Origin of the sequence: Corallococcus sp. AB045, assembly GCF_003668895.1 — a bacterium.
Classification (GTDB): domain Bacteria; phylum Myxococcota; class Myxococcia; order Myxococcales; family Myxococcaceae; genus Corallococcus; species Corallococcus coralloides.
Genome location: NZ_RAWN01000112.1, coordinates 1 through 16,784, shown reverse-complemented (window position 1 = coordinate 16,784; position 16,784 = coordinate 1). Strand labels below are relative to the sequence as shown.

The following is a 16,784-nucleotide window of genomic DNA, read 5'->3' as shown; positions in this document are numbered from 1 at the left end:
GATGCGACGCACGCAGGGCCGGACGCGGCGCTTGCTTACGGCATGGAGGGGTGCATGACGGAGCTTTCGGTGGAGGTGCGCGTGCAGGTGGCGCGGTGGCGGAATCTTCTCGTGGACGCGGCCCGCTGCGGCGCGCTGGAGAGCCCCCTGGACGTCCTGAGCCATCCCCACTGGGAGCCTCGGGAGCTCCAGGCGCTCTGGTGGCTGCGCTCGGAGAGCCTGCTGCCCGTGGGTGTGCTCGCCACGCGCCTGGGGGGACTGGCCATGCCACGCCTGAGCCGCCTGGTGGACCGGCTGGAGGACGGCGGCCTCGTGCGGCGGGAGCGCTCGGTGCGGCATGATCGCCGGCGCGTGCGCGTGCGCCTCACCGACGCGGGCCGCGCGCTCGCGGATCAGCTCGATGCGCAGGTGCAGGAGCGCATGGCGCGGCGGCTGGCCCCGCTCCAGGGAGAGACGCGCAGCGCGCTGATGGACGTCCTGGAGCTGTGGGTGCAGGCCCTGACCGTCCAGGCCCGCACCGCCGAGGAAGTGGCCGAGGAGAGCGTCGAGCTGGCCAGCGTCCCCGACGAGCTTCTAAGGGCGTCGGCCGCCTGAACTACAGCCGCACCTCCACGACGCCCGAGCGGCGGCACGCCTCCGCTCCGTCGCCCTCCCATTCGTTCCCCGCGCCCTGCACGAACATCGGCAGCACGTCCGAGGTCACGGCGCCCAACCGCCAGTGCCCCGCGCTGTCCGTCTCCCCACGCATGGGTGGCATCGAGCGGTACTTCCCGCCCACCATCACCAGGGCTCCCGCCACGGGACGTCCTTGATGGGTGACGTGAACCTCACAGGAGGGGCCGGCGGAAGGCGCTGGTGACAGCCGCACGTCCACGCTCGTGTCGTCCGCGCCCATCTGCGCCACGCTGCTGGGCCGTGACGCATAGGGCGCTGACGCGACCTGGACGCGGTAGGTCCCGGGCTCCAGCAGGGACACCGCCATGCCGTCCTCCTCCGGAACGAACTCCCGCGAAGGCACCGCGCTCCACAGCCCCTGCGCGTCGCGGCGCTCCAGCAGGTACACCGGATAGGGCGGCACCGTGCGCTCCTTCAACTGCGCCCGCGTGAAGCCATCCATTCGAACGACCAACCACCGGTACAACGGCACGCGCCACTCGACGTCCACCACGCCCTGCATCTCCTCCGTGGGCGTAAAGTCGAAGTCCCACATCGAAGGCGCCTCCGGACGGCCTTCCCCCTTCATTCCCCGATAGACGTTGAAGCGCGTCGTTTGCCATGCCGGCACGTCGGGAATCGTGAAGCGTCCCTCCCCGTCCACCGGCTCCTCTCCGCCCGGCCAGCTCACCATCCGCCCACCGGACCGGGACGAGTTCCCCAGCAGGACCCGTCCGCGCAGGGTGACGGAGCGGCCCACGCCTTCGGGGAACAGCCGCGCCACGTCCAGCGTCACCGGGGTCACGGTGCCTTCACGCAGGCGCACCTCGACTGGGCCACCCTCACGTCCCGAGGGCGCGCGCAGCCACAGCCTCACCGCCCGGTCCGGAGGCAGCGGCGCCAGGCGCGTGTCCGCGTCCGGGCTCAGCGGCACCGGCGAGCGATTCACGAGCGCCCATCCCAGGTCCGGGTTCACCAGCGCCAGCATGGGCTGAAGAGCGCTGGCCCGCTCGGCGTCGTGCGGATCCACGTCGCGCTCGATGCGCACGGAGAACGTCCCCTCCATGTTCCGCGCACCGTCCAGCCGGATGCTCACGCCCGTGGGCCGGTTCGCTCGCAGCACGCCCGCGTCCAGCGTGCCCGTCTTCGGCAAGGAGCCCGGCACGAAGTCCGCCCACCAGAAGGTCCCGTCCGGTTCGAACGCGACCACCTGGTAGCGCGGCGCGGGCGGCACGGCGACGGGCCCCACCACACCGCCCTGCGACGAAGCGGTGGCCGGCGCCTTCATCCACTCGCGCACGTTGGCCAGGTCCTCCAGGCTCGAAGGCCCCACGAGGCTGATCGTCTTCTGCCGCTTCTCCTCCTCCCACCATCCCTCATCCCCTTCGATGACGAACGCCGCGCCCACACGCGCCTCACCCGCGAACGGATGCGCCCCCTCCAACGTCGCCGTCAGCCACAGGCCCGCGTCCGCCACGGCCTCCACCGGGAGAGCCACCTCCGGCACGCTGGCGTCCTCGACCCTCACGGACACAGGAGGTGATGGCGGCACCAGCGGTGACGCGGGCTCGGGACGCAGCAGCATCCACAAGCCCACGCCCACGAGCACCACCACCAACATCCCGACCAGGCCCTGCTTCAAGCGCATGCGGCGTCAGTCCGTGTCGCTGTTGGAGTACAGGGACAGCCACACCGGCGCGTGGTCCGACAGGCGGGTGACGTAGTCCAGCGGGTTCGCGATGTAGTCGCGGCCGGTGCTGGAGAACTCCGTCACGTAGCTGTCCTGCATCCAGAAGTGATCGTACGCGTTGGCGTAGCCCCCGGACGAGTTCATGGTGGTGGCCACGTCCAGCTTGCACGTCACCGCGGGCGACAGGCCCTTCAGCTGGCTCCAGGACGCGTGGGTGCAGGCCATGTTGTGGTCGCCCACGAGGATGACGTCCTGGTCCGTGGTGCTGGCGGACTGCACGGACGCGAACACGCCGTCGATGGCCTGCGCCTCCAGCGTGCGGTCCGTCGCCGTGCCCCACACCGCGTGCCAGTTGAGGAAGGTGTAGTCCGCGCCCGTGGGCACGTGGCGCACCTTCACCACCTGCGGCTCGCGCTCGAACAGGTCCCCCGTGTCCGTCCACACCGTGGAGGATAGGAGCGACACCGTGTCCGTCCGGTACAGCACCGCGTAGGACTCCTTGTAGGACGACCGGCCGATGAGCGGCGTCACCACCGCCTTCCACGTCACCCCGGAGACCTGCGTCAGGTTCGTCGCGATGGCCGTCGCCGCGGCCGCGTCCATCACCTCCTGGAGGAACACCAGGTCACAGCCATTGTTCGAGTTGCTGTTCGCACCGAACTGGTTCCACAGCTGCTTCGCGTCATCCAGGTAGGTCTGCTCGGCCGCCCATCCCTCGTGGCGGAGGTTCCAGCTCACCACCCGGAGATACGAGCCCGCCTGCGCCAACGCGGGGAGCACCAGCACGGTCAACACCAGGACGCGCGACAAGAAGGACGGCCCTCTCATTTCACGGCACCTCCAGCCCTGCGGGAGAAAAGCGCCCCATCTTCGGCATGCCAGCGCCCCAGGAACAGCCCTCCTTCGTGGAATCGAGGTGACAGCCCACCCCGCACGACACTCCCCGGACACCACTCCGCAAATGCAACTTGATTACACATGACTCTCGGTGGCACTTATTACAGGCCCCGCCTTCACCCGCGGTACCCACCCAAGGAGTCCCCCATGTTGAAGCATGCCCTGCTCGCCGCTGGCGCCGTCGTCCTGCTCGCCGGCTGCGGTACCGAAGAAGCCCCCACCCCGGAGTCTCAGGCCCCCGTCACCCAGGAGTCGGAGCTGCTCGCCGCCTGCGAGGACACGGAGGAACTGGCGGAGGTCGCCGAGCACTCCTGCTTCCACGCCGAATACGGTCCCTTCGAGTCCGTCATCGCCGCGGCCCATGGCGGCCCGTCCTTCGTGGACGTGAGCGTGGGACACACCACGTACAACGTCACCCTGCCGGCCATCAGCTACCAGCAGTGGACGCTGGGCTACGCGGGCTCCGTCATCTTCACCCCGGAAGAATCCACCGAGTACGCCTTCCTCACCTCCGGCTACCGCGCCGTCCGCGTCTTCAACGCGGCCACGAATGAGGAGGTCGGCCTCGAGTGCCGCTACCACGTCCCGCAGGAGGTCTGCGGCAGCCTGCGCACCGCCGTCACGGCCGACCTGGAGGGCGGCGTGGACTACCGCCTGGACTTCGCGGCCGTCGTTCCCCAGCCCGCCACGTTCCTCCTCATCATCGAGGAGACGGGCCACGACCACCACGAGGAGTAGGCCCGCGTGAGTGAAGGCCCGTGGACACCTCCAAGGTCCACGGGCATTTCCAACATCCAAAAACTTCTGTATCCCAGTTGCATATACATCACAAATCCAGATGAGGCAGCCCCATGCGTACCCCGTATCCAGCCCTCCTCCTGGCCGGCGGCCTCGCGGTCCTGACCGCCTGCGGCGGCGGCGACGCCTCGCCCGGCACGCCCCACGAGCAGGCCGACCCATGCGCCCCCAACGGCCACATCCACCGCGAGCCTGAGGGCGACTGGTGCCACTGCAACCGGGGCTTCCTGGCCAGCGAAGAGGGCCTGTCGTGCGTGGCGGACCCGGACTACGTGCCGCGCACGGACTTCGACTTCGGGGACAACGGCGAGCACGCCTGCTGGCACGTCACGAACGGCCCCTTCGCCACCGTCACCGCGTCGCCGGAGCGGCAGCCGCGCGTGGACGACTTCCACACGCACTACACCGTCCAACTGCGCCCGGAGAACGGCCAGTCCGTGGGCACGTTCAGTTTCAAGGCCTGGGCCAGCGGTGACTTCATCCTCTACCTGAGCACGCCCGACGTCGCCGTCACCGTGAAGGAAGGCGAGCGCGTCGTGGAGCCCCTGGGCACCCAGGCCACGGGCGGCTTCTGCGACGGCCTGAAGCAGATGGTCGGCTACGAGCTGACGGACAAGGTCCAGTACACCGTCACCTTCGGCCCCACCGCGCTCACGAAGCTCGGGCTCGTCATCGAACACCTCCAGTGACGGACTGAATCGCACCGGGCATTATTGCAACAAAGTTGCATTTACGGCATGAGTGGGTCACCGGACGCACCGGCGGCTTCCTGGCCGCCTGGCACCCCGCCGCGCCCGGCATCCCGAAAGGAAACACCCATGTTGAAGATGAAGCGCATCGCGCTGGGCGCGTTGTTGTCGCTCGGCCTGACGGCCTGCGGACCGATGGAGGAGGCGCCGGAGGCCTCCTTCGAGGCGCAGGATTCGCAGGAGTTGGAGGCCGGTTGCACGTCGCTGGGCACGGGCATCACCACGCACGCGTGCGCCCACGCCGGCAACCCCACGGACCACGTGTCCGTCACGGCGAGCGCCACGCGCGTCACCAGCGCGCCCGCCATCAGCACGAAGCACAAGGCCTATGACCTGGCGCTGCCGTCCGGCGCCGAGGGCTCCGTGACGTACGTGCCGGCCACCACCGGCTCCTACGCGTTCTACCGGACGCAGAACGTGGCCTTCACCGTCGTCAACGGCGCCACCAGCGCCACGGTGCCCTCCGCGCTGACGCACAGCGTGTCGTCCTCGGGGTGCTCGCTCACGCACGTGTCCGTCTATGACCTGACGGCGGGCACGACGTACATCCTCGCGGCGGGGCCGGCGTCCGGCAACGCGCTCACCGTGGTGCCGGAGTTCCTCAACGACACGCGCACGCGCTACTACCAGGACGCGGACGGTGACGGGTACGGCAACAACGCCACGTCCGTGCTCACCGCGTGCACGCCGCCCTCCGGCTACACGACGCAGCGCTTCGACTGCAACGACACGCCGGGCTCCGGCGCCAGCATCAACCCGGGCGCCGCTGAAATCTGTGGCAACGGCATCGATGACAACTGCGACGGGTCGCAGTGCTGACCGCCGTCCCCTGACGCGGGCCTGAAGCGGTCCGCTCCCGCGCTGGAGCACCTCGCTCGGAAGGGTGCTTCGGCGCGGGCCTTTCCCCGCATGCATGAAGGACTCCCCTCGATGCGTTTCTCCTCCGCCACCTTCCTGTTCGCCACCTGTGCCGCCCTCGCGCTGACCGGCTGCGATGACGACGACCCCATCGTCACGCCAGACGCTGGCCTCCCGACGGACGCGGGCTCCGATGCGGGCACCAGCACCGACGCCGGCACGACCGCGTCCACCGCCACCGTCACCACCTCCCGCCCCTCCGAGGGCGAGACGGATGTCTACCCGCTGGAGATGTACCTGGACGCGTCCGGACAGACGCCGGTCATCGCCTTCCGCAAGGTGCTGACGCTCACCTTCAGCGAGCCCATGGATCCGTCCATTGCCCAGGTCACGCTGCACGACCGCACGGACACCACCGTGCCCGCCCGCGTCCTCACCGGCACCTGGTCCGAGGACGCGCGCACGCTCACCGTCACCGTGCCGCGCACCGAGGAGAGCACCCGGCCGCTGGAGGTCTCCACGCACCACGCCCTGGCGCTGGACGCGCTGAGGGACGCGGCCGGACGCACACTGTCAGCGGCCACCGTGGGACTGGGCGGTGACACCGCGCTGGACTTCACCACCGGCGAGCGCGACCCGGAGCTGGAGCACGCGTGCACGCACACGCTCGTCAACACGCCGGAGGCGGTCACCGCGGGCCGCACGCCCTTCGACTTCCCGCCCGACACACACACCGGCCACGCGCGCTACGACGTCACCCTGCGCCCGGGTGAGGCGGGCTTCGGTGGATACACGGGCTTCATCTCCGACCCGGAGAACGCCGAGCACGTCACGCTCTACCTGAACCAGCAGGTCCCCACGAAGGTCACCAACGACACGGCGGGGACGGACGTGGCGTCGGTGCTCGCCCCCGCGCGGTTCATCTGCGCCGGCATCACGCACACGGTGACGTTCACGTCGGAGCCGGGGGATCAGCTCCACCTGTTCCAGTTCGGCCCCGTGGCCTCGGAGCACCTCCAGTTCGTACTGGAACGCGAATAGCAATCCCCCACAGCCCTCGGGGAGGGCGTACGTCCACCAGGACAAGGTGGGCCGCCCCGCCGGTCAAATGCCGCGTGAAAGGCTGCCCGCTACGGTGACGGTATCTCTCGGACCCGGAGGCCTACCGCATGCGCCACGCCGCTCCCCGAAGGACGCTCGCCCCTTACGAGGAAGTGCAGACGTTGCCCCACTATCTGGTGGGCGAAGCACTGGATGGTGTCCTCTACGTCTCGTCGCCGCCCATCGCGCGCAAGCAGGGCATGACGCCGCTCCTGGGACGCGCGCCGGAGGGCTGGTGGTGGACCTCCGAGCCCCGGCTGCTGTTGGGCGAGGACGTGCTCGTCCCGGACCTGGCGGGCTGGATGAGCGGACGGCCGCCGACACTGCCGGATGGCTCGTTCATCGACCGCGTGCCGGATTGGGTCTGCGAGGTGCTGACGCCCGCCACCGCGAAGCTGGACCTGGCCATCAAGCTGCCGCGCTACGCCCGCGCGGGCATCCGCAACGCGTGGATCATCAACCCCGTGCACCGCGTGGTGGAGGTGTTCCGCCAGGACCACGAGCGCTGGGTGCTGCTGAACACCTTCGTGAGCGAGGACCGCGTGCGCGCCGAACCCTTCGGCAAGGCGGACCTGGTGCTGGCGCCGTTCTGGACGCAGGTGTGAATCACGCCGCGGGCTCCCACGCGCCCGTGAACGCGTCGAAGCGGCGCACGTTGACGCTCAGCGCGCGGTACACCTGAGCGTCCGTCCCCACGTCCACCGGTGTCCCATCCGAGGGCACCGTCAGCCGGTCGAAGCGCGCGCCGGTGAACCAGCGGTGTGGCTGCGGCTCCAGGACGAAGAGTCCCTCGTCATCCAGGTCCGCATCGATGGGCACGAAGTCCACGCGCTGGAGCTCCACGGGCGGCGGGAAGTCCATCGCGACGCGGAAGGGCACGCGCGCCGAGTCCCGGGTCGCGACGCCCTCCAGGAGCAGGGAGCGCCCCTCCATCACGTCCGCCTCCGCTCCCAGGACGCTCGACGGTGGCTGGAGCAGCAGCGACAGCGACCGCGCCATGCCCGCGATGCCAGGAGAGCGCCCCAACACGCGCGCCTGTCCCGCGTCCGCGAGCAGGTCGAAGATCACCTCGCGGTCCCACTCGCCCAGCACGCGGCCCCCGGAGAAGAAGTCCCCTTCGTGCGCGTGCGCGGTGGGCAGCAGCACGTCTCCCAGGCGGCGCAGCAGGGCCTGGGGCTGGAGGGGCGAGGCCTTCTCGAACAGATAGATGGGCCCCAGCACCAGGCGCGCGGCGGTGAGCGTCACACGCCAGCCGGTGTCGGTGGTGAATTCACCGACGGTGGTCTCACCGGACGCGAGCGCCGTGCGCAGGCCCATGCGGAAGGTGATGCTCCGGCCGCCGGTGCCGGACAGGCCGCAGCCCGCCGCGAGCGCTCCGCCCAACATCCACGTGAAGGCACGACGCGAGTAGCGCTTCATGGCGGGTCCTCCTGGAGGTCCAGGTACACGGTGAGGGTGCCGCGCACGGTGCGAGGGGCACCGGCGGAGAAGTGGCGCGTGGCCAGCAGGGACGCGGGCGCGTCGGGGCCGCGGAAGTTGGACACGTAGTTGAACTCGGACTCGCGCCAGCGCGCGTCCAGCAGGTTCTCCACGGACAGGCCCAGCTCCACGGCGCGCCAGCGCGCGCGGGCCGCCACGTCGAAGAGGAAGATGGATTCGCTGTAGCGATCCAACGGCAGGGGCTTGGGCCCGATGGCGCTGTGCCCCAGCGCCACGCTCCACCCTACCGGCTGCCGCGCCACGGTGGCCGAGCCCCGCCACGACGCGTCCACGCGGCCCAGCACCTGCGGGATGTACGGCAGCACCGCTCCGTCCCACAGCTTCCATGGCGATGCCCCGGGCAACGGCTGCGTCGCGCGGGCCCACGCGAGGCTCGCCTGCACGTCCAGGTGCTGCTCCCACTGGAAGCGCGCGCTGCCGAACGCGCCCAGCCGCTGCGACGGACCAATGGGCTGGTTGCGCCCCGTCGTCTCGCTGAACACCAGGTCCTGCGACACGCGCGTGGCGAACACGGCGCTCCGCAGCTCCAGCGAGGACGGACCGTCGCCCCACCGCCAGCCCAGGCCCGTCTCCCCGGATGTCACTCGCGCGTAGGGCGCGAACTCCGCGTCGGACAGGCCGGCCGCGTCGCTGGAGCGCGCCCCCAGGCCCGCGCTGGTCAACCACGTGAGGCGCGGCGTCAGGCGCACCTCCGCGCTGGCACGAGGGCTGGCGAAGAAGCCGTAGGCCTCCACGGACTCCTCCGGGATGCGAGCTCCCTGCCGGTCCTCGGTCGGCCGGTTCAGGTCCTCCACGCCGAACAGGAACGTGTCCACGCGCACGCCGCCCCGCAGCGTGAGCCACTCCAGCGGCGCGCCGCGCAGGGACAGGTGCGCGCCCAGGTTCGTCACGCGCACCTGGTTGTCGAACACGGTGGCGTAGGGCGCGCCGCCCTTGTCGCGCAGGCGCCGCGCGCGGGTGTGCACGTTGTCGTAGCGGGCCACGTAACCCAGCTCCACCGGCTGCGGCTGGCCCCACCAGGTGAGGCCCGGCGTGTAGCGGCCGCGCATGCCCACGGTGGTGCCCTGATAGGACTGCTCCGTGTTGTCGCCGCGCTGGGCTTCGCCGATGGGAGGCGTGTCCTGGAGGAAGCCGGTGAAGTTCTCGCGGCTGCGCATCTGCCGGGCGATGGCGAAGGCCTGCTGCACGAAGCGGCCTCCGCGCTCCAGCCGGGACGTCAGCTCCACGGAGGCGATGTGGCGCTGGCTCGCGCCGCCCTGGTTCGGGTCGTAGAGGCAGAAGAACTGCGAGTCCGCGTCCGGCTCACACGGCAGCCGCGCGTCCACGACGTCCGTCTCCCGCACCACGCCCGCGGAGGCGTAGCGCGCGCCGTAGCTCGCGCCGAACAGACGCAGCTTCGTCTCCGGTCCCAGGCGCAGCTCCGTCTGGGCCATCAGCCCCGCGTTCGCGTACGCGCGGTTGGGGCCGAAGCCGTGCCCCTGGCGCAGCAGCACGCCGACGAAGGTGGCGGCGGTGGACTCGGGCGGGCCCCACACCAGGGACAGCCGGCGCGACGCGAAGCTGCCGTAGCTGGCGGACGCGGTGATACCCCGCCGCTCCAGCCCCAGCTGGTACTCCACGGTGCCCGCCACGCCGAAGTCGCCCTGGGATGGATCATAGGGACCCTCCGTCACGCGCAGGGACTGCACCAGCTCCGGGATGATGAAGTACGTGTCCGCGTAGCCGTGGCCGTGGGCGTTGGAGACCTCGTTGAGAGGCACCCCGTCCAGGCGCATCTCCACATCCTTGCCCTCGCCCGCATCGAAGCCGCGCAGGTAGACGGTCTCCGCGTGCCCCTCCCCGCCGTGGTTGGCGAGCATCACGCCCGGCGCCAGCAACAGCAGGTCCGTGGCTGAGTTGCGAGGCACGTCCGCCAGCTGCCCCACCGTGATGTGGAAGTCCCCCACGGCGACCGGAGGCGGAGCGGCGGACTGCCCCCGCACCGTGGTGGAGAACGCGGGCGGCTCCGGCTTCGCGGGCGCCGCGGGCAGCTCCGTCTCCGCGAGCCCTGGCGGCTCCGAGCCCGTGGACGCCGGAGGCACGGACGGAGAGCGCTCCTCCGCGAGCGGCATGGCCTCCGCCACCGGCTCGAACGTCACCGGCACGTCCACGCGCACCTCCAGCGGCTCCGCTCCCTGGCGCGCGGGCTCGAAGCGCCAGCGCATGGCCGCCGCCATCGCGGCCCGGTCGAACGCGGTGCCCCCGGACTCCCGCACCTCCACCTGGGACACCTCTCCCCCGCTGTCGATGGTCAGCCGCAGCAGCACCCGCACGGCCTCCGTCAACGGTGGGACGTCCGCCGGCATCACGGGCGGCGGTGCCTCCACGGGAACGGGCGGCGTCACGGGCGCTTCGGGCGACGCGCTCAACAGCCAGAGCACCAGCGTCGGGATGAACACGGGCAACGACCTCTGCCTTCGGGGCCCACCCGGCGCGGGCAGCCTTTCCAACGGCCGTCCGTGGATATCGCAACCCAGACTTGACTTGCAACATAGTTGCAAATACCAACCGGATGCATGAACCAACGAAACAAGTGGACCCGGGGCCTGCTGCTGGCCTCGTTGGGCCTCGCGGCCTCCGGCTGCGGCGACGCCGTGGCTCGGGGTGACGTGCGGGTGTCGTTGAGCGGCGGGGACGGCACGCAGCGCGGCTACGCGGACCACCTCTTCCAGGACGGCTGGTCCGTGCAGTTCACCAAGTACCTGGTGGCCCTGGGGGACTTCACCCTCACCTCCGCGGCCGGCGACGTGCACGCCACGACGGAGCACCTGCTGGTGGACGTGCAGAAGGGGGACGTGCCCCTCACCGGCGTCACGGGCCTGGAGGCGGGGCGCTACGGCGTGGCCTTCCGCGTGAGCCCTCCGGAGGCGCGCACCGTGGCGGGCACTTCCGTGTCAGCGGACGACCTGGCGATGATGCGCGAGCGCGGCTTCAGCTACTTCGTGGAGGGCCGCGCGCAGAACCGCGACCCCACGCTGGGCCTCTACACCTTCCGCATGGGCTTCCCCGTCGACGCGCGGATGGTGGACTGCATCAACGGCGTGGACGGCACCCAGGGCATCGTCGTGCCGGAGAGCTCCGTGGCGGAGGCGGAGGTCACCATCCACGCCGAGCACATGTTCTACGACCGGCTGGGCACCCACCGCGGCGTGCAGCTGCGCTTCGAGGCCATCTCCGCCACCGCGGACGCGAACCACGCCATCACGCCGGAGGGGCTGGCCTCCCAGGTCCTGCTCGACCTGCGCGGGCTGGACGGCGGCGAGCTGCGAGACGCCCAGGGCCAGCCTGTCGTCTACCAGCCCGGCGCCTACGCCCTGCGCACGCTCCAGGAGTTCGTCACCCAGAGCATCGTGGATCAGGCGCACCTCAACGGCGGCGGCGTCTGCACCGTCGCCGCGCCGTAGGGCCTCCCCGTCACGCGGGAAGGCCCCGGCGGGACCTCAGGCCTTGGGTGCTTCCTTCGCGGCTCGCTGCGCTTCGACCTCGCGCCGCACGTCATCCATGTTCAGCGCGCGGACCTGCCGGAGCAGGTCCTCCAGCGCCGCCGCCGGCATCGCGCCCGGCTGCTCGAACAGGAGGATGCCATCCCGGAACACCATCAGCGTGGGGATGGAGCGGATCTCGAAAGCACCGGACAGCTCCGGCTGCGCGTCGGTGTCGATCTTCCCGAACACGATGTCCGCGTGCTTGGTGGAGGTGCTCTCGAAGATGGGCGCGAACGCGCGGCAGGGGCCACACCAGGTCGCCCACCAGTCCAGGATGACGATACCGCTCTTGCCCACCGTCTCCTTGAAGTTGTCCTTCGTGATTTCGAGCGTCGCCATGAAGTCCTCCTACCGAACGTCCAACAGCTCCACCTCGAACAAGAGGGTGGCGTTGGGGGGAATCACACCGGCCGCGCCGCGCGAGCCGTAGCCCAGCTCCGGCGGGATGGTGAGCTTGCGGACGCCGCCCACCTTCATGCCCGCGACGCCCTGGTCCCAGCCCTGGATGACCTGGCCCGCGCCCAGCCCGAAGGTGAAGCCCTGACCCCGGTCCCGGCTGCTGTCGAACTTCTTGCCGTCCGTGAGCGTGCCCACGTAGTGCACCGTCACCCGCTTGCCAGCGACCGCTTCCGCCCCGGTCCCGACCTTCACGTCTTCTACTCCCAAGCTCATGCCAGGCTCCTCAGGCGGGAATCCGCCATGGAAAAGTGCGCACTCTAATGCCGGGCGCAGCCTCCCGCCTCCCTGAATGCCCCTCCCCGTACCGGAATAAAAAAGTGACGGCGGGGCTCCGGATGATTCCGGACACCCCGCCGTCAGTTCCTGTCAGGGACTTCAGGTCAGAACGTGCCACCCACGTTCAGCGTGGTCGTGTAGCTGCCACCGCCACCCAGGTCCTCGCCACCGGGGGAGATGTCCGGAGCGAACTGCTTGTCGAACAGGAAGTTGTAGTAACCACGCAGGTCCGCGGTGAAGTGGCCGAAGTGGCCGCGCACGCCCACGCCCGCCGGGATGTTGCCCACGGTGTCGTCGCTGTAGCCAAGCGACTCACCGCCGCGGAAGTGGTAGTTGCTGATGCCGATGCCGCCCAGCAGGTAGGGCTGGACCGCCGTCGGCGTCACGGCCACGGTCAGGGCCGCCTGGCCACCGTTGCGCACCAGGTCCGGACCGCTGTCCGCGCCCGCGGTGCCCGCGTCCTTGATGTTGTTCAAGGCGCCGGAGTAGCCGACCTCGACACCCAGCACGGACGTCGGCTTGAGCGACGCCGTCACGGCCGCGGAGGGACCAGGGGAGAGCTGCGGAGCCAGGGCGCCGGTGTAGCCTTCCACACCGCCACCGATGAGGAGCGTCAGGCCCTTCTTGTCGTTCTTGCTCTTCTTCTCCGCCTCCAGCGGCTGGATGTTCTCATTGGCTGACGCCGTGGGCGTGTAGCTCGGGGCTGGAGGCGGCGTGGCGATGCCGCTGCCGCCCGTGGCCTCCTGACCGTACAGCCCGCTGTCACGCTGGCTCATGCCACCGCTGCTCGTGCCGGACGGAGGCGGAGGAGGAGCGGGAGGCTCCGCCGCGGGAGGCGGCGCGGGCTGTTCGCTCTGCGGCGTGATGCCGCTGGAGCCACTGCCGCCCGTCCCTGACGGTTTCATCGGCTCGCAGCGCATCGGCGTGTTCAGGTAGACCACGCCGCTGCCACCAGTGCCGCTGGAGCTGCTCAGGCCCTGGTCGCTGGTGCCCGGGTTCTTGCTCGTCTTCGAGGATTCATCGAGCGACCCGCTGCCGCCCGTGCCCTGAAGCGATTCATCCACCGGCGCCTCCTCGATGAGGAGGTCCTCCTCCTGGACTCCCCCCTGAGAGGATTGCGCCGTCGTGTCCTTGTGCTGCTGGTCCTTGGGGACCGCGGTCTGCCCTGGAGGGCAATCCTTCTCCGCCGCACCCGCGCCCGTCCCATACATGAGCGCCGCGATGGCGCCCGCCAGAATCTTCGCTTTCATCCAACCCTCCATCGTCGACTGACTGACATGAAGGTTGTCTTGCGAGGGACATCCGGCAAGCCTTGCGCGGGCGGTCAAAGACAGCTGACCTGCCCGCTTGCCCTCCAGGGGGGAAGGCGTGGCGTCAGAGCCACTTCACGGGGGCGGAGGGCTCGGACGCCTCCCCGTCCACCGTCAAAGACAGACGTCCATGGACATCCGTCACGCTTTGCGCAGCCAGGCCGAACCGGTGACGACAGGCAATTGCAGTGCGCGCTCACGGTCCAGGTCCAGGTTGCCGATGTGCAGCGACAGCGGCGCCTGCACCCACTTGTAGATGGACTGGTGGAACAGGCGCACGAAGCGGTCCACGTACCCGCCCAGCCGGTCCGCATCCACCTCCGGGAACATCGCGGTGAGCGCGGTGCGCATCTCCAACGGGGTGAGCTTCTCGCCCGCGTGCAGGTAGAAACACGCGTCCAGGATGGGGAAGGGCATGAGCTCCTCCTCACCCACCTGATCATGCGCCAGCTCCGGCCCCGCGGGCTTGGCCAGCACCTTGCGGATGCCCTCGTAGCCAGTGGTCTCCTGTAGGTAGTCCAAGAGGTACATCACCACCGTCTTGGGCACGTTGGCGATGACCGCGAGCGCGCCCATCAGGTCACCGCCGATGGTGGTGTAGCCCACGGACTTCTCGCTCATGTTGCCCGTCTGCAGGAACAGGCCGCCGCAGGAGTTGCTCCAGTTCCACATGCGCTGGGCGCGGATGCGGGCCTGGATGTTCTGCTCGGTGATGGGGGTGAGCTTCGTTTCGCCCAGCATCGTCTGGGCGGCGGCCTTCTCCCGCTCGAAGGCCTCCTCGATGGAGACCACCTGGAAGGGCACGCCCAGCTCCCGCGCGATGGTCTCCGCCGCGTCGCGCGTCTGCTGGCTGGAGTACGGGCTGGGCATGTAGAACGCCTGGATGAGCGAGCCCGGGTTGTCCGGCCGCGCGCGCTTCGCGTACCGGTGCGCGATGAGCAGCGTGAGCAGCGAGTCCCGTCCGCCCGACAGCGCGATGCCGAACAGCTTGAAGGCGCGCGTCTTCTCGAAGTAGTCGCCCACGCCCAGGGACAGCGCGTCGAGGATGTCCTCGCACAGCGCCACGCGCGCGGTGCGGCGGGTGTCCGGCGCGGGCAGGAAGAAGCTGCGGTGCGCGGGCACGGGGAACGTCAGCTTCTGGCGCTGCGTCTTCACCGCCTGCGTGCAGTCCAGGGTGGGCACCTGCTTGCCACCGGCCGTCACCCAGTCCTCGCGGTCCACGCGCCAGGTGGTGTTCTCCGTGCGCAGGCGCAGCGTGCGGTCCAGGTCCACCACGGCGGAGGAGAAGCCCTGCTGGAAGCGCGGAGTCTCCAGCACGTGGCGGCCGTTCTGGTTGATGAAGCCGCCGCCGTCGAAGATGAGGCCGTCGTTGCTGCCCACCGCGTTCGCGTAGGCGATGGTGACCTGGTGGTCGGACGCGCGCGTGGCGATGAGCTCTCGGCGCGTCTCCCAGAAGCCCAGCCGGAAGGGGGACGCGGACAGGTTCACCACCAGCTCGCCGCCGGAGTACGCGCGCCGGCGCATGGGGCCATCCGCGCTCCAGATGTCCTCGCACACCTCCGGCGCCAGCGTGCCGAAGTCGAACTGGAAGAGGTAGTCACCCAGCGGCACGCCCCGGTGCGTCTCCGCCATGCCCGGCTGGCCGTGGCCGAAGGTGCGGCCTTCATAGAAGACGTTGTACGTGGGCAGCTTCTCCTTCGGCACCAGGCCCAGCACCTTGCCGCCCGCCACCACCGCCGCGCAGTTGAGGCGCACGCCCTGGTGGGCCACCCCCACGCCCAGGATGCTCACCAGCGGCAGCGCCGCGGTCTCCCTCGCGAAGCGCTCCAGCTCCGGCCACTGGTGGTCGATGAAGCCCTGCCACTGGACCAGGTCCTCCGCGGGGTAGCCGGCGATGACCTGTTCGGGGAAGACGCCCAGCGTGACGTCCTCCGCAGCCATCTTCCTCGCCAGGTCCAGCACCCGGTCGGTGTTCGCCTGGAAGGCGCCCACGGTGGTGTTGACGCTGGCGATGCCAATCTTCACGAGCCGCATGGTGCGTCGCTCTCCCTCAAGAAGGCCTGAGGCCCCGAGCAATGCGCGCATGGGGGGGCCAGGGCAAGCGGATGATGCGACCGCGGGCCCCGGTGCGTTCAGTTCTCCCGCCCGGAGGGCCGGAAGCTAGTTCATCGGTCCGCTGGGGCGCACCGGCTGCAACTGACTCAAGAGGTCGCTCACGTCCACCAGCACCTGCTCCAGGCGGCGGCGCACGTCCAGTTCGCCCAGCAGCTCCTGCCGCCGTCCAGGCTCCGGCACCAGCGCGGACGCCACCACGTCCGCCAGCATGCCCCCACCGGCGCGCGCGGCCACCGGCAGCAGGCTCTCCGCGAACGAGGGCGGTACCCGGCCGGCCAGCTCGAAGACGGCCTGGCGCAGCTGCTCCTCCTCCGGCCCGGTGTAGGGAGGATCCGCCAGCACCTGGGCGCGCACCTGGCGGTAGAGCGTGTCCGGCGACAGCTCCTTCACCATCCGTACGCGGCTGACGCCCTGCAGGAGGATGTTGTAGCGCCCGTCCTCCACCTGTTCGTCCCAGACGATGACGCCCGCGCACATCAGGGACTGCAGCGGCGGACGGCCCTCGTAGTTGCCCTCCCAGCCCGGCTCCAGCTGGCCCAGGGCCAGCACCCGGTCCGTGGCGAGGGCGTCCTTCACCAGCGCCCGGTAGCGCGGCTCGAAGATGTGGAGGGGAATCACGGTGTGCGGGAACAGGACCGCCGACGGCAGGGGAAATACCCTCAGCGCACCGGCGGCGCGTTCCACGGTTTCTTGTGCGGTCATGGTCACCCTTCCCCGTGTGTAAGCCCCCGGGGCATGGGGCGCATTCCAATCAGGCAGGCATCCGGGCCCGGGGGCCCGGTGGCAAGGGCCCCGGGTTCCGCTAGGGTGCGCCCCCGAATGTCCTCTACCGAGCCTTCCCCCCAGTCCTCCC

16 protein-coding genes are annotated in these 16,784 nt (G+C 70.2%); 7 read left to right on the top strand and 9 right to left on the bottom strand.

The window, feature by feature from the left end:
• Positions 1 to 54 precede the first annotated feature (54 nt).
• Positions 55 to 594 carry a MarR family transcriptional regulator gene (locus D7Y21_RS24720; protein WP_120560993.1) on the top strand — a complete coding sequence of 180 codons (540 nt, stop codon included), beginning with the start codon at positions 55 to 57 and terminating at the stop codon, positions 592 to 594.
• Between the two features lies 1 nt (position 595).
• On the opposite strand, the gene D7Y21_RS24715 is transcribed toward D7Y21_RS24720, so the two are convergent.
• A complete protein-coding gene (locus tag D7Y21_RS24715) occupies positions 596 to 2,302 on the bottom strand; it encodes a carboxypeptidase regulatory-like domain-containing protein (RefSeq protein ID WP_121716080.1) in 1,707 nt (568 codons plus the stop codon).
• Between the two features lie 6 nt (positions 2,303 to 2,308).
• Positions 2,309 to 3,172 (bottom strand): deoxyribonuclease I, encoded by an 864-nt coding sequence (locus D7Y21_RS24710; protein WP_121716078.1) that lies wholly within the window; start codon positions 3,170 to 3,172, stop codon positions 2,309 to 2,311.
• Between the two features lie 216 nt (positions 3,173 to 3,388).
• Between D7Y21_RS24710 and D7Y21_RS24705 the strand changes: the two genes are divergently transcribed.
• The 5 genes from D7Y21_RS24705 to D7Y21_RS24685 all read left to right on the top strand — a co-directional run bounded on the left by D7Y21_RS24705 (position 3,389) and on the right by D7Y21_RS24685 (position 7,352).
• Positions 3,389 to 3,979 carry a hypothetical protein gene (locus tag D7Y21_RS24705; protein WP_121716076.1) on the top strand — a complete coding sequence of 197 codons (591 nt, stop codon included), beginning with the start codon at positions 3,389 to 3,391 and terminating at the stop codon, positions 3,977 to 3,979.
• 113 nt (positions 3,980 to 4,092) lie between these two features.
• The gene (locus D7Y21_RS24700; RefSeq protein ID WP_121716074.1) at positions 4,093 to 4,728 is read left to right on the top strand and encodes a hypothetical protein; all 636 of its coding nucleotides are present in this window, start codon (positions 4,093 to 4,095) and stop codon (positions 4,726 to 4,728) included.
• Positions 4,729 to 4,857: 129 nt separating this feature from the next.
• On the top strand, positions 4,858 to 5,607 hold the full coding sequence (locus D7Y21_RS24695; RefSeq protein ID WP_121716072.1) for a putative metal-binding motif-containing protein: 750 nt from the start codon (positions 4,858 to 4,860) through the stop codon (positions 5,605 to 5,607).
• 111 nt (positions 5,608 to 5,718) lie between these two features.
• Positions 5,719 to 6,687, top strand: a complete 969-nt coding sequence (locus D7Y21_RS24690) for an Ig-like domain-containing protein (RefSeq protein WP_121716070.1) — start codon at positions 5,719 to 5,721, stop codon at positions 6,685 to 6,687.
• A 128-nt stretch (positions 6,688 to 6,815) separates the two neighbouring features.
• Positions 6,816 to 7,352 (top strand): Uma2 family endonuclease, encoded by a 537-nt coding sequence (locus D7Y21_RS24685; RefSeq protein ID WP_120560986.1) that lies wholly within the window; start codon positions 6,816 to 6,818, stop codon positions 7,350 to 7,352.
• 1 nt (position 7,353) lies between these two features.
• On the opposite strand, the gene D7Y21_RS24680 is transcribed toward D7Y21_RS24685, so the two are convergent.
• Both D7Y21_RS24680 and D7Y21_RS24675 read right to left on the bottom strand, forming a co-directional pair.
• Complete coding sequence (locus tag D7Y21_RS24680; RefSeq protein WP_121716068.1) at positions 7,354 to 8,166, bottom strand: hypothetical protein; 813 nt, start codon at positions 8,164 to 8,166, stop codon at positions 7,354 to 7,356.
• Entirely contained in the window at positions 8,163 to 10,685 is a 2,523-nt protein-coding gene (locus D7Y21_RS24675) for a TonB family protein (RefSeq protein WP_121716066.1), read from the bottom strand. The genes D7Y21_RS24680 and D7Y21_RS24675 overlap by 4 nt, the downstream gene beginning before the upstream one ends.
• Positions 10,686 to 10,802: 117 nt before the next feature.
• On the opposite strand from D7Y21_RS24675, the gene D7Y21_RS24670 reads away from it, so the two are divergent.
• A complete protein-coding gene (locus tag D7Y21_RS24670; protein WP_121716064.1) occupies positions 10,803 to 11,690 on the top strand; it encodes a hypothetical protein in 888 nt (295 codons plus the stop codon).
• Positions 11,691 to 11,726: 36 nt separating this feature from the next.
• Here D7Y21_RS24670 and trxA read toward each other — a convergent pair whose 3' ends face one another.
• The 5 genes from trxA to D7Y21_RS24645 all read right to left on the bottom strand — a co-directional run bounded on the left by trxA (position 11,727) and on the right by D7Y21_RS24645 (position 16,633).
• Complete coding sequence (gene trxA, locus D7Y21_RS24665) at positions 11,727 to 12,110, bottom strand: thioredoxin (protein WP_120560982.1); 384 nt, start codon at positions 12,108 to 12,110, stop codon at positions 11,727 to 11,729.
• A 9-nt stretch (positions 12,111 to 12,119) separates the two neighbouring features.
• On the bottom strand, positions 12,120 to 12,443 hold the full coding sequence (locus D7Y21_RS24660) for an FKBP-type peptidyl-prolyl cis-trans isomerase (protein ID WP_120560981.1): 324 nt from the start codon (positions 12,441 to 12,443) through the stop codon (positions 12,120 to 12,122).
• A gap of 167 nt (positions 12,444 to 12,610) precedes the next feature.
• Entirely contained in the window at positions 12,611 to 13,756 is a 1,146-nt protein-coding gene (locus D7Y21_RS24655) for a hypothetical protein (RefSeq protein WP_199724140.1), read from the bottom strand.
• Positions 13,757 to 13,957: 201 nt separating this feature from the next.
• On the bottom strand, positions 13,958 to 15,850 hold the full coding sequence (gene nadE / locus D7Y21_RS24650; RefSeq protein ID WP_121716062.1) for an NAD(+) synthase: 1,893 nt from the start codon (positions 15,848 to 15,850) through the stop codon (positions 13,958 to 13,960).
• Between the two features lie 126 nt (positions 15,851 to 15,976).
• A complete protein-coding gene (locus tag D7Y21_RS24645) occupies positions 15,977 to 16,633 on the bottom strand; it encodes an LON peptidase substrate-binding domain-containing protein (protein WP_121716060.1) in 657 nt (218 codons plus the stop codon).
• Between the last annotated feature and the right edge of the window lie 151 nt (positions 16,634 to 16,784).

Bases quoted from the DNA above. Each gene is read 5' to 3' on its own strand.
- D7Y21_RS24695 (WP_121716072.1), top strand. From the start codon at position 4,858: ATGTTGAAGATGAAGCGCATCGCGCTGGGCGCGTTGTTGTCGCTCGGC.
- trxA (WP_120560982.1), bottom strand. From the start codon at position 12,110: ATGGCGACGCTCGAAATCACGAAGGACAACTTCAAGGAGACGGTGGGC.
- D7Y21_RS24715 (WP_121716080.1), bottom strand. From the start codon at position 2,302: ATGCGCTTGAAGCAGGGCCTGGTCGGGATGTTGGTGGTGGTGCTCGTG.
- D7Y21_RS24710 (WP_121716078.1), bottom strand. From the start codon at position 3,172: ATGAGAGGGCCGTCCTTCTTGTCGCGCGTCCTGGTGTTGACCGTGCTG.
- D7Y21_RS24670 (WP_121716064.1), top strand. From the start codon at position 10,803: ATGAACCAACGAAACAAGTGGACCCGGGGCCTGCTGCTGGCCTCGTTG.
- D7Y21_RS24660 (WP_120560981.1), bottom strand. From the start codon at position 12,443: ATGAGCTTGGGAGTAGAAGACGTGAAGGTCGGGACCGGGGCGGAAGCG.
- D7Y21_RS24690 (WP_121716070.1), top strand. From the start codon at position 5,719: ATGCGTTTCTCCTCCGCCACCTTCCTGTTCGCCACCTGTGCCGCCCTC.
- D7Y21_RS24720 (WP_120560993.1), top strand. From the start codon at position 55: ATGACGGAGCTTTCGGTGGAGGTGCGCGTGCAGGTGGCGCGGTGGCGG.
- D7Y21_RS24705 (WP_121716076.1), top strand. From the start codon at position 3,389: ATGTTGAAGCATGCCCTGCTCGCCGCTGGCGCCGTCGTCCTGCTCGCC.
- D7Y21_RS24680 (WP_121716068.1), bottom strand. From the start codon at position 8,166: ATGAAGCGCTACTCGCGTCGTGCCTTCACGTGGATGTTGGGCGGAGCG.
- D7Y21_RS24685 (WP_120560986.1), top strand. From the start codon at position 6,816: ATGCGCCACGCCGCTCCCCGAAGGACGCTCGCCCCTTACGAGGAAGTG.
- D7Y21_RS24655 (WP_199724140.1), bottom strand. From the start codon at position 13,756: ATGAAAGCGAAGATTCTGGCGGGCGCCATCGCGGCGCTCATGTATGGG.
- nadE (WP_121716062.1), bottom strand. From the start codon at position 15,850: ATGCGGCTCGTGAAGATTGGCATCGCCAGCGTCAACACCACCGTGGGC.
- D7Y21_RS24700 (WP_121716074.1), top strand. From the start codon at position 4,093: ATGCGTACCCCGTATCCAGCCCTCCTCCTGGCCGGCGGCCTCGCGGTC.
- D7Y21_RS24645 (WP_121716060.1), bottom strand. From the start codon at position 16,633: ATGACCGCACAAGAAACCGTGGAACGCGCCGCCGGTGCGCTGAGGGTA.